At 51.6% G+C, this 11,543-nt stretch carries 9 protein-coding genes; 5 read left to right on the top strand and 4 right to left on the bottom strand.

The window, feature by feature from the left end:
* Window positions 1-269 precede the first annotated feature (269 nt).
* Complete coding sequence (locus PAEVO_RS21675; RefSeq protein WP_100539620.1) at window positions 270-488, top strand: helix-hairpin-helix domain-containing protein; 219 nt, start codon at window positions 270-272, stop codon at window positions 486-488.
* A 110-nt stretch (window positions 489-598) separates the two neighbouring features.
* On the opposite strand, the gene PAEVO_RS21670 is transcribed toward PAEVO_RS21675, so the two are convergent.
* Together PAEVO_RS21670 and PAEVO_RS21665 are read right to left on the bottom strand one after the other, a co-directional pair.
* On the bottom strand, window positions 599-2,368 hold the full coding sequence (locus PAEVO_RS21670) for an oleate hydratase (protein WP_100539619.1): 1,770 nt from the start codon (window positions 2,366-2,368) through the stop codon (window positions 599-601).
* 112 nt (window positions 2,369-2,480) lie between these two features.
* The gene (locus PAEVO_RS21665) at window positions 2,481-3,047 is read right to left on the bottom strand and encodes a TetR-like C-terminal domain-containing protein (protein WP_100539618.1); all 567 of its coding nucleotides are present in this window, start codon (window positions 3,045-3,047) and stop codon (window positions 2,481-2,483) included.
* A gap of 402 nt (window positions 3,048-3,449) precedes the next feature.
* On the opposite strand from PAEVO_RS21665, the gene PAEVO_RS21660 reads away from it, so the two are divergent.
* From PAEVO_RS21660 to PAEVO_RS21650, 3 genes are all read left to right on the top strand, one after another.
* A complete protein-coding gene (locus PAEVO_RS21660; protein ID WP_100539617.1) occupies window positions 3,450-4,970 on the top strand; it encodes a flavocytochrome c in 1,521 nt (506 codons plus the stop codon).
* A gap of 121 nt (window positions 4,971-5,091) precedes the next feature.
* Window positions 5,092-5,403, top strand: coding sequence for an ArsR/SmtB family transcription factor (locus PAEVO_RS21655; protein WP_100539616.1), 312 nt, complete (start codon window positions 5,092-5,094; stop codon window positions 5,401-5,403).
* Window positions 5,404-5,519: 116 nt separating this feature from the next.
* Window positions 5,520-6,644 carry an NADH:flavin oxidoreductase gene (locus PAEVO_RS21650; RefSeq protein ID WP_100539615.1) on the top strand — a complete coding sequence of 375 codons (1,125 nt, stop codon included), beginning with the start codon at window positions 5,520-5,522 and terminating at the stop codon, window positions 6,642-6,644.
* A 396-nt stretch (window positions 6,645-7,040) separates the two neighbouring features.
* Here the strand turns inward: PAEVO_RS21650 and aroC are convergent, their stop codons facing one another.
* Window positions 7,041-8,099, bottom strand: a complete 1,059-nt coding sequence (gene aroC, locus PAEVO_RS21645; protein ID WP_100539614.1) for a chorismate synthase — start codon at window positions 8,097-8,099, stop codon at window positions 7,041-7,043.
* Window positions 8,100-8,209: 110 nt separating this feature from the next.
* Here aroC and PAEVO_RS21640 point away from each other — a divergent pair, with 110 nt between their 5' ends.
* Window positions 8,210-9,094, top strand: coding sequence for a LysR family transcriptional regulator (locus PAEVO_RS21640; protein WP_100539613.1), 885 nt, complete (start codon window positions 8,210-8,212; stop codon window positions 9,092-9,094).
* Between the two features lie 166 nt (window positions 9,095-9,260).
* Here PAEVO_RS21640 and PAEVO_RS21635 read toward each other — a convergent pair whose 3' ends face one another.
* A complete protein-coding gene (locus PAEVO_RS21635; protein ID WP_100539612.1) occupies window positions 9,261-11,516 on the bottom strand; it encodes an FAD-dependent oxidoreductase in 2,256 nt (751 codons plus the stop codon).
* Window positions 11,517-11,543: the final 27 nt, after the last annotated feature.

Below are 11,543 nucleotides of genomic sequence, written 5' to 3'. Positions count from 1 at the left end.
TTAATAATAATTATTGAGAACAATTATCATTATCAACACTCAGCACAATGATAATTATTCTCATTAAGAATGTCAATAGAATTTATGAAGATTGTCTGAACCATCCATGAATCTGTCGATCTATCATGAACATAGGATTTAAACTTTACAGAACATTTGATGTATACCATAATCTTACTGATTATTCCTACAGATTCAGCCTCTACTATTCATTCATTCTTGTGCCTTGTATCCGCATTAACAAAATAACCGAAAAGAGAGGGATCCCCATGCGTGAAAAAATCCCCGCTCCTACTGCAGAGAGCGACTTTCCCGTTAAGGCCGGCAAACCTGCACGGCAAGCCCTTATCGTTGCAGGCTATCGTCAGCTTGCCGACCTCACCCAAGCATCCGAGAAAGAGCTGCTGGCGCTTCACGGCGTAGGACCCAAAGCGATCAGAATACTGCGCGAAGCCCTTGCCGAGAAGGGCCTAGCCTTCAAAGAATAAATAAACACGGCTCAAGTTCTTCATGTAGAATAAAGCAGCGCACCAATCCTGGGATTGGTGCGCTCATTGATGTTCCATATTCCATATCATCTTTGACATTGGGACTTCGACTAAATGATGTTATACCGTTTCAGTAAATCTTCGATGACGGTTCCGGAGACTTTTTTCAAAGCCTGCTTTTCTATTAAGTTCATGATCAACGGAAGCTTCAAATCGGTTAGCTTTTTACCATCCATCATTTTGGAAGTGGAGTCCAGCAGTACACGGACATCGTAGCAGGAGCCAAATACTTCAGGCACGCCGCGGTCCACATTTAATAAGGTGTACACGGCTTCCATTGCCGTTCTGACCGAATATTCGGTTGTAAATACGGTGTCGCGAACCGTGTCGGCAAACTGCCCGATAAAAGCGAAGTTGACGCAACCGTCCGGAACTACTTTCGGCCGGTCTCCTGCTGTTCTCGGCATGAAGAATGCCGTAATATAAGGCATCATGGTGGGGATGCAGCGTGCAGAGTTCGCAGCCATGTCAGGAATTTCATGAACAGGCACACCCAGATGGTACAGCCACTCCATCGTAATTTCCTCGCCTGTGCATTCTCTCATCGGCTTCTTGACATAATCGCCCGGAACATCAGTGAATAAACCGTATACCCATACCACAAGCTGATCTTTTGGCTGCTCTTTGAAATGCGGTTGGCGATTTAACGTATAACTCATCATCCACTTGGAATCCTTTACGGACACGATGCCGCCTGTAACGACCTTTCCGCTGAACGGGTCGCGTTTACATACTTTCTCGATATAAGGCGGGATTCTGTCATCAAGTGTCGTAACGGTTGCCGATTCCCAGTTCGTCGCTTCCGTATTCGTGCAGAATTTATCGGGACGCCCAAAGGATGGATCCTGCCTGGCGATATTTCTCCAGAGCTCCCAGCAGCCGCCTGCGGAACGATTGAATGCAGCCGCGCGGTGATGGTCGCCTGAAGCGGAATTTTCCGTGCAGCTGCCGTTTGTTACAAACACCAAATCATCTTCCGTCAAATCGATATATTCCTCTTTGCCGCCACGGAGACATACGATTTGCTTGGCAACCTTCTGATTGCCTTGAATATCAAATACGACATTCGTAACCGTCGTATCATATTGGAAATGAACGCCATGCGCCTGCAAATATTTCATCATGGGCAGAATCAATGACTCATATTGGTTATACTTCGTAAATTTCAACGCTGAAAAATCAGGCAGTCCGCCAATATGGTGAATGAATCTTTGAATGTAAAGCTTCATCTCCAAGGCGCTGTGCCAATCTTCAAAGGCAAACATCGTTCTCCAGTAAAGCCAGAAATTCGAGGCAAAGAAATCCTCCGTGAATACATCGGTAATTTTCTTATCATACAAATCTTCGTTTCGAGTAAAGAATAACTTCACGATTTCCAGCGAAGCTTTTTCGCTCAGAGCGAATTTCCCATCCGTATGGGCATCCTCGCCCCGGTTAACCGTGGCTCTCATTAGAGAGTAGTTCGGATCCTTCTTGTTCAGCCAGTAAAACTCGTCCAAAACCGATGCGCCTTCAATTTCAAGAGACGGAATGGAACGGAACAAATCCCACAAGCATTCAAAATGATCTTCCATTTCCCGACCACCGCGAATAATAAAACCTTTATCGCTGTCATGAATTCCGTCGCAGGCACCTCCGGGAAGACTAAGCTCCTCCAGAATGTGGACCCGCTCTCCCTTCATTTGGCCGTCGCGCACGAGGAAGCACGCAGCTGCCAGAGAGCCTAAACCGGCTCCAACCAGATACGCTGATTTTTTGTCGACATCGACCGGTTTTTCCGGGCGGGCAAACGCTTCATAATTTCCATTGCTATAATACATTCCCGTCACCTCCGAATTGATTCTAGCAACTACATCATAAAAAAATATTCGGAGGTCTCCCATAGACAATGTCCGCCTAATGTCGAAACTTTCGACACAAGGCTAATATTGTCTAATGAGAGTGGTGCAATTTAAACTTTTCCAGCGCGAAAAAGATATCGCCTTGAATCAAAATGCTCAGCCGGTCCACAATCGCAGAGGGCTCTTCCTTCATCCCTTTAGCAATCCAATCCAGCATCAGCCCTACAAACGCATATTTATAAAAGTCAGCGATAAACGACTTATCCTCATCCCTGATCGACATCGTAACGGCCTTTTCCTCAATAACCCCTATCAAAAGATGATACGTTACGTTAAATAGGTACCTTTCCAGCTGCTCTCGTTTAATAGAATGATAGACGCTCGTCACAAACGCCTTGTTTTTTAGCACATACTCAAATATTTGCAATAGGCCCTGCTGCCACGTGTCATACGTTTTCTTGCCATCCAGCGCTATGGTAGCCTCGCTTGTGCAAATCCACTCCACAAGATCATAAATATCCCTGAAATGATAATAAAACGTCTGCCGATTCACTTCACAGTCCTCGACAACATCAATGACGGTAATCTTATCAAGCGTTTTTTTCTCAAGCATTTTTTTTAGCGATAGGGCAAGCGCTTTTTTTGTTGTTTGTGCCATAAAACTCCTCCAATCCAGAGCGTAATCATTCACAAAGGCCATTAGTCAGACGATACACCTTCATTATAAAGGAACTCAACGCGAAAAAGCGGTGACCCTATGAAGGCAAATAGATTGGGAATGCGCAGAAGTCGAGAAAATCGCAACCCGATGGCATCGTTGTAAATAAAAATTAAGTTTATATTGTGAAATAATTCACCACTTAATTAACAGCCCTATATTAAAATGAAGTGGACCTAACGAGGCTGACGGAGGGAGGCAACCGGGGAAGATCTGAGATTCGAAGAATAAAGGCCACGCTCGCATACCCTTTCGTTTCTCGTTTTTCTACGTTAAACCTCCTTTTTCGTTTGACTCTTTATGGTCAACTAAATAGATACAGAGAAAGTGGAGGGCTACACAGTGAAAAAGAAGGTTGCAGCAACGCTTATACTCATTCTCTCTTTCATGCTCACCATCGCGGGATGCGGCGGCGGGACCCAGGATCAGAGTCAGGACAACGCCAAAAAAGAAGAAGCCCCAGATACGGCCGTTTCGGGTGCGTCCCAAACCAGGTATACGCCGATCGATCAGCTAAAAGAAAAGTATGATATCATCATCGTCGGTGCAGGCGGAGCCGGTATGTCTGCTGCCCTTGAGGCAAAAGAAAAAGGCATGAACCCGGTCATTTTTGAAAAAATGCCGATTGCCGGCGGGAATACCATAAAATCATCCTCGGGCATGAATGCTTCCGAAACCAAGTTCCAACAAGAGCAAGGCATTAAGGACAGCAACGATTTATTTTATGAAGAGACTTTAAAGGGCGGTCATGGAACCAACGACAAAGACATGCTTCGTTTCTTCGTTGATCATTCGGCAAGCGCAATCGATTGGCTGGATTCCATCGGGATTCGGTTGAACAATATCACCATTACGGGCGGCATGAACGAAAAGCGCACGCACCGTCCTGAGGACGGCTCGGCGGTAGGACAATACCTTGTCAACGGTCTGGTGAAAAATGTACAAGAACAAGAAATTCCGCTATTCGTCAACGCCAAGGTAACGGATATTACGGAAAAAGAGGGCAAAGCAAACGGCGTCAAAGTCATCTTCAACGGGAAAGACGAGAAATCTATTGCAGCGGATGCCGTCGTTGTGACAACCGGCGGTTTCGGAGCCAACATGGACATGATCTCCGAAGTTCGGTCCGAGCTGAAAGGTTACGTGACCACCAATCAAGAAGGCAGCACCGGTGACGGCATTACCATGATTGAAAAACTCGGCGGCACTACGGTCGATATGGATCAAATCCAGGTTCACCCTACGGTTCAGCAGGAGAAATCTTATCTTATCGGGGAAGCCGTTCGGGGAGAAGGGGCCATCCTCGTTTCCAGCCAAGGCAAACGTTTCACAAACGAGCTGGATACTCGGGATAACGTCACCGCCGCCATCCATAAGCTTCCTGAAAAATCGGCTTATCTTGTGTTCGATTCCGGTGTAAAATCCCGCGTCAAAGCCATTCAGCAATATGAAAAAATGGGCTTTGTTATTCAGGGCGATACCATCGAGGCCTTGGCCAAAGAAATGGATGTTCCGGCCGATCAGCTCCAAGCTACCCTGGATACATGGAACAGCTCGGTTAAGGATAAAGAAGATGCCGAATTCGGCAGAACGACAGGCATGGATAACGAATTGTCCGGCGCACCGTACTATGCCATCCAAATCGCCCCCGGTATTCACTACACCATGGGCGGCGTAAAAATCAACACGAACACGGAAGTGTTGAACAAAGACGGCAAGCCAATTCCCGGATTGTTCGCAGCTGGCGAACTAACAGGTGGATTGCACGGTCAAAATCGAATTGGCGGTAACTCCGTTGCCGAGATCATTATTTTCGGCCGCCAAGCCGGCATTAAATCGGCTGAATTTGTAGGAGCACGGTAAGCTGTAGCCGGCATCTTTCATTCGGCAAAACAACAAACGCTCGGTCTCGTCCTGATCCTCCGGTAGCCATCATTTTCAAAAACCATATTTACATTTCTATAAAAATAGATATAATAAGCGTATGGATACCTTACAAACCATCAAAGCACTATCAAACGAGTCCCGATTTAAAATCCTGGAGTGGCTGAAACATCCGGAGGTACATTTTGATCCGCAGGATCACATGCCTTCCAAATGTGATTTTCAGGGCGGTATCTGCGTGGGCTCCATTTCAGAAAAAACAGGACTCGCTCAGTCGGTCGTTTCTGGCTACCTCGTCAAATTGCAAAAGGCTGGTCTACTGGAATCCCATCGAGCGGGCCAGTGGACGTATTACAGACGTAATGAGGAGGGCATTCAGCGTTTTATCGAACAACTCAAGGAAGAGCTTTAAGCTTAAAAAGCAAATCAACCTGAAGATTAGGCTTAAAAGCTCTTTCTTTTTATCATATATATCTATTTTTATGAAAATACAGAAAAGCATATTAAACATATTGGAGGATTCCATACATGAGCAACCAAAATCAAAGCGTCCGATCTACCGCATCCCTATTCGAGCCCTATACCATCGGTAACCTTACCCTTCCTTCCCGCGTGGTGATGGCTCCCATGACCCGAGGCTTCTCCCCGAATGGCGTTCCGGGCCCGGATGTGGCCGCTTACTACCGCCGGCGTGCGGAGAACGGCGTCGGATTGATCATTACCGAAGGAACGCTGATTAACCACCCGGCGGCTACCGATAACCCTAATATACCTAATTTCCATGGAGAGGCCGCATTGAACGGCTGGGCTGAGGTGGTCCGTCAGGTCCATGAAGCCGGCGGTAAGATCATGCCGCAAATTTGGCACATCGGCATGACAAGACCAATAGGAGCCGAGCCAAATCCGGAAGCACTTCCGATCGGACCATCCGGACTTGACCTGGACGGCAACATCGTCACGAAACCGATGACCAAGGATGAAATCGAGCAGGTTATTCAAGCCTATGCCGATGCGGCTGCGAATGCCAAACGCCTTGGCTTTGACGGCGTAGAAATTCATGGTGCCCACGGATACCTGATCGACCAATTCCTCTGGGAAAGAACGAATCAGCGTACCGATGAATACGGAGGCGACATGCTGAAGCGTGCCCGCTTTGCGATCGAAGTGGTAAAAGCAGTCCGTCAAGCAGTGGGTCCTGACTTCCCTGTTGCCATCCGCCTATCCCAATGGAAGACGACCCAATATGAAGCCAAGCTGGCGGATACGCCTGAAAAGCTGGGACAGTTGTTAACCGCGCTGTCTGACGCTGGTGTCGATATATTCCACTGCTCCACCCGCCGCTTCTGGGAGCCTGAATTCGAAGGTTCTGACCTGAACTTTGCTGGGTGGGCCAAGAAACTGACTGGAAAAACGGTCATCACCGTCGGTTCTGTCGGCCTCGATGAAGTGTTTACCAGCCTCTTCACCCAAGGTAAGGGTGCCGGCCAGAGGGACCTCGGGGAGCTGCTGAGCCGCCTTGAGGAACATGAATTTGACCTGGTTGCCGTAGGTCGTGCCCTGCTGGCCGATCCGGAGTGGGCGGCTAAAGTTCGAGACGGACGTTTCGACGAGTTGGCACCATTCACGCCGGACTCCTTGAAAACCCTGGTTTAATGCGATATCAGTCCTCCCCCCTGGACTTAAAGCCGCATTGAATCTTTAAATATAAGAAAAACGTCTATCGACGTACTTTCACAATAGACAGACCGCATTTAGTGGAAGTTTTTCATGCGAGATAAGGATGCTAAGCCTCGGATGATTATACTTACTTATCTCTTAAATCAAAAACCGGAAGAAAGACTTCAGTCTTCTTCCGGTTTTTTTGCTGTATAGTAACTAGCTCTTACCGCTGACTTGGAAGACAGGCCGCTCATGGAACGGCCCCTGCCAGCTCAATTCAACGGACCGTTCCGAAGAATCAACGTGGCAAATGTATCGTCCAAAATAACGATGGCTGAGATGACGACACTGCTGGTGCTCTCGGGCCGGCTTCATCCATACTGTTCAGTGCTATTCGTCCCGCAAGGCGGCTTGACGCTTGTAATGATCCTCGAGGACCATGCAAGCCATCGCTTCAATCACGGGTACGACGCGGGGACAGATGCATGGATCGTGCCTGCCGATCGTCTCAATCTCCCGTTCGTTGCCGTCTACATCGACCGTCTGTTGAGGGATAGAAATGGATGAAGTCGGCTTTACGACGACTCGGAACACGATGTCCGCCCCGGTGCTGATACCACCGATGATCCCGCCGGCATGGTTCGTCTTGAACCCTCCCGCGTCCATCTGATCGTTGTGTTCGCTTCCCCGCATAGAGGCCGCTTGGAAGCCAGCCCCGAATTCAATGCCCTTAATCGCGCCGACAGACAACATCGCCTTCGCCAACTCGGCATCAAGCTTGTCGAATACGGGTTCCCCCAGTCCCGCCGCAATGCCGCTAATTCGGCATTCGACAATCCCCCCGCAGCTGTCGCCCTCTTCGGCCAGTCGTTCTATCCTCTCGATCATGCGAACGGCCGCTTCGGGATCACACGCGCGAACGGCATTCCGTTCGATAGCATCGGCGTCAAATTGCTCGCATCGGATGCCGCCAATCTCCGTCGTATAAGCCATGATGGAGACGCCCCGACGTTCCAAAAGCCTGCGCGCCACGGCTCCGGCAGCCACTCGCGCAGCTGTCTCCCTTCCCGAAGCTCTTCCGCTGCCGCGATAGTCGCGAATCCCGTATTTTTTCTCATAAGTGAAATCCGCATGCCCGGGCCGGTAGGTTGATTTGATTGTATCGTAAGCCGACGGGCGCATGTCGGTATTGTTAAGCATGATGCACAGTGGCGTCCCCGTCGTTCGCCCCTCGAAAAGTCCAGATAAAATGCGGATCTTATCGTATTCCTTGCGGGGAGTTGTAACGGAGGATTGCCCTGGCCTTCTTCGATCCATCTGAATCTGAATGTAGGCCTCGTCCAGCTCAACGCCCGGTGTGACACCTTCTAAAATGACGCCCACTGCTTCTCCGTGTGATTCCCCGAACGTAGTCATTTTCAACCGCTCTCCAAACGTACTTCCTGCCATGTTCATACCTCCCGTAAACATTTCGATTCCATATCCTTCAGTTTAGAGGTATATTTGAAATAAATGAAATCGTAATAATCAACAGTTGCCATAGAGAGGATTGATAACAAATGATCGCCAACACGGAATGGTATCGAGTGTTCCTGCATGCTGCAGAGACTTCCAATCTGACGAAGGCTGCGCAAAACCTCCATATGACACAGCCTTCGGTGAGTTATGCCATCAAGCAGTTGGAAGAAGCGCTCGGTGTGGGGCTGTTCGACCGGTTATCCAAGGGCGTCCGCTTGACGCAAGAAGGTCAGGCCTTGTATCAGCATGTCCGGCAAGCTTTCGAAGAACTTGATTCAGCCGAGCGCCGCTTGAAGAAGCTGAAGCAGTTCGGCGAAGGCAGGCTGAGGATCGGCGCGAACGGAGCTATCGTTAAGGACTTTCTCCTCTCCCTGCTCGACCGATTCCATGCCCGCTATCCCGACATCCGCATTCAGCTGTCACAGGAACGAACAAGCAGCATCGTGGAGCGCTTAAAGAAAGGATCGTTGGATCTCGGCTTTGTTCACCTTCCCGTATCGGACGAGGAAATCCATATCATCGACTCCCGTACCTCGCCTTATTGCGCCGTGGTCGGAGCGGCCTTCGCAGATTGGACCCGCAGGCCTCTACGGACGGAAGAATTGACGGAGCTTCCCCTCCTGTTGCTATCCCCTGGCAGCTCGACGCGGTCCTTCATCGAAGGATGGTTCCGATCGCAAGGGGTAGAAGTGGAAGCCGATTTCGAGTTAAACAGCCTGGACATGTTAGCGGAATTTGCCGAGCGCGGTTATGGAACAGCCTTCTTGCCGCGGGCCTTTGTCGCGTCTCGTATCTCGGACGGTTCCTTGCTAGAGCTTCGGACAGAGACGCCGTTACCGGATCGATATATCGGTGTCGCTGTTCAGAAGCAGGTGTCGCCCTCGCTGGCTGCAGGAGCTTTTTTGGAGATGCTGCAGCAGAATTGACGATTTTCCGCCCTACATTCCCCAACTGAACAAGGCAGCCGGATGAACGGCTGCCTTTGCTTCGTTTGTATCGACTAACGGTTTAGCAGATATAAGATAGCTCCTCATCAAATCCTGTCCAGGCTGGCACCCGTTGAATACACAAGCAGCTGTTAGCTTTGAAAAACTAACCGTAAGCCCTCACTTCGATAACCTCGGCATAATCCGAGCCGTTCGTGCGCTCCACCGTCAATCGAAGCGCCGCGCATAGAACGGGCTCCTCCAAACGGTGGACTCTCCTCCGGCGGCGGTTAAATGCCTCAGAGGCAAGCGTGATCCAATTTCCTTCCGAATCCAACGCTTCTAGTCTGTAGGCACGGACCAGCTCAGGAATGATGTCGAACGGCGTACGATGATGGTGCAGATTGATCAGATCCTCGTTAACATCATCGTTGAAGATCAGGTGAATCTCGCGGACCGTCTGCACTTCCCCCCATTCCAGCTTCAACCAAGGCGTCTCCCCGTCTGCGATTCGCTCCGATACCCACATATGCGGACCGCCGAACGGACGTTTATAGCCGTCAATGACATGCTCCGGAAGATACGCCCTCGAGTCGATCGCCGATCTCAGGCAGAACAGCTTGCGGACCAGCCCCTTCATGCTCCATTCCACTACCGGCTGACTGTCATCATGGTCTTCCAGCTCCTTGGAGACGCGGGCTGGCGTCCCCCGTTCGAAGGAAAGCAGCCCGCTCATCGGCTTAGACGACAAATACAGCGTCAGAACCGGATTTTTGCGCACGATGATCAAGGCGTTTTGCGGCTCTCCCGGCTGCCAATCCAGCGGGACGGGGACCCACTGTCCCAGCCCCGGCATGACGCGGACAGAGGTGCGGAATTCCAACGCGGCCGGCACGTAATTCTCTGGACGTCCCGTGCTCCAAACCTCCACCGTCATGTCGGTCTCCTGCTCCGCATCCACCAGCCATGCCACCTCGCCCGCCAGCCCCGGCTCGGCCGGCATCAGCACGGCGATATCCCGCTCCAGCGGATAGGGCGCCTCCGCCTCCTCGATCGCGATCCTGGACAGGTGGGACGATGCACTGACCTTGGCGCTTTGGGCCAGATCCAGCGGATCGCGGTTTACTGCCCCGAGTACGGAGGCATCCTGCTTCAGCAGCGTCTGCTGAAGCTCCCCGCTCCGGCTGCGCGACAGCTCCCTCGGCGTGATGCCGTGCTGGACGCACAGCGCCGCAGCCGTGCCGGCCGCTTCGCCCAGGACGGCGCAGGTCGCCATCACCCGCGTGGTGCCAAAGGCCACATGGGTGGCGCTGATGTTGCGCCCGGCGAACAGCAGGTTGGTCACGTTTGCCGAATACAGGCTGCGGTACGGGATATGGTAATTCCCGTCCGCATGCATATGCTTCGAGCCGCTCTCTTCGGCGTACATGCCCTGCGGCGGATGCAGATCGATCGACCAGCCGCCGAAGGCCACCCGGTCCTCGAACGGCTCCTGGGCCATGATATCGTTCTGCGTGAGCACATAGTCGCCGACAAACCGGCGGTATTCCCGCTTGCCCGGCTGGGCGCCGACCCACTCCAGCGTCATATTGGCGGCATCGAATTTGCCGGAATTTTTGATATAGTCCCATATGCCGTAAATGACCGACCACAGCTCATCGCGGATCCGCTCATTGTCATGCACGGTATCGAGCTCCCCGCCCCATTCGATCCACCAGTAATGGCAGCCCGAGTCGCCGCTGCGGATGACCCGCTTGATCGGGATCGGCGTCTGCGTAATATCCTTCGCAAAAACGGGCGGCACGAATTTCACCGGATGTCCGGCGTCCTTGGTGTAGAACAGCAGCGTGCTGCCGAGCGTCACATCGTCCGCCGTTTCCGGCGCCCATTCCTCCCCGTATTCGCTGCGGGCTTCCCGCCCGAGCCGGTATTTCGCTCCCGCCAGGAAGCCGACCAGCCCGTCCCCCGTGCAATCCAGGAACACGGGACTCTCAAACCGGATGCGCCGCTCCGAGCCCATCATCCAACCGATAACCGATCGGATCTGCCGCGCGTCAGAATCACCATCCGCTTCTACCTCATGCACGTCCGTATTCAAGAACAGGGTGATGTTCGGCTCGGCCCGCACGGTCTCCAATACGATCAAATCCCATAGATACGGATTGCCGTCCGGATTCCGGTACTGGTTCTCCACGAACATCTCGCCCATAATGCCGGTTTCCCGGGCATAGCGGTTGATCCCGTGGGCCGTCGCGCCGCATACCCATACGCGCACCTCGCTACTGGAGTTGCCGCCCAGAACCGGGCGGTTCTGTACGAGCGCTACCTTTTGTCCGAGCCTGGCGGCCGCCACCGCCGCGCAGACCCCTGCCAAACCGCCGCCAATCACCGTTATGTCGCTTACTTCCGTTTCGTTTCTCATGCTCCTTCTCCTTTCATTTTCGTCCAG

Origin of the sequence: Paenibacillus sp. GM2FR, assembly GCF_002803325.1 — a bacterium.
Classification (GTDB): domain Bacteria; phylum Bacillota; class Bacilli; order Paenibacillales; family Paenibacillaceae; genus Paenibacillus_AQ; species Paenibacillus_AQ lautus.
The sequence above is the reverse complement of the archived record's forward strand: the minus strand, read 5'-3'. Positions and strand labels throughout refer to the sequence as shown.

Coding starts and splice junctions, on each gene's coding strand:
- PAEVO_RS21675 (WP_100539620.1), top strand. CDS start 270: ATGCGTGAAAAAATCCCCGCTCCTACTGCAGAGAGCGACTTTCCCGTT.
- PAEVO_RS21670 (WP_100539619.1), bottom strand. CDS start 2,368: ATGTATTATAGCAATGGAAATTATGAAGCGTTTGCCCGCCCGGAAAAA.
- PAEVO_RS21665 (WP_100539618.1), bottom strand. CDS start 3,047: ATGGCACAAACAACAAAAAAAGCGCTTGCCCTATCGCTAAAAAAAATG.
- PAEVO_RS21655 (WP_100539616.1), top strand. CDS start 5,092: ATGGATACCTTACAAACCATCAAAGCACTATCAAACGAGTCCCGATTT.
- PAEVO_RS21650 (WP_100539615.1), top strand. CDS start 5,520: ATGAGCAACCAAAATCAAAGCGTCCGATCTACCGCATCCCTATTCGAG.
- aroC (WP_100539614.1), bottom strand. CDS start 8,099: ATGGCAGGAAGTACGTTTGGAGAGCGGTTGAAAATGACTACGTTCGGG.
- PAEVO_RS21640 (WP_100539613.1), top strand. CDS start 8,210: ATGATCGCCAACACGGAATGGTATCGAGTGTTCCTGCATGCTGCAGAG.
- PAEVO_RS21635 (WP_100539612.1), bottom strand. CDS start 11,516: ATGAGAAACGAAACGGAAGTAAGCGACATAACGGTGATTGGCGGCGGT.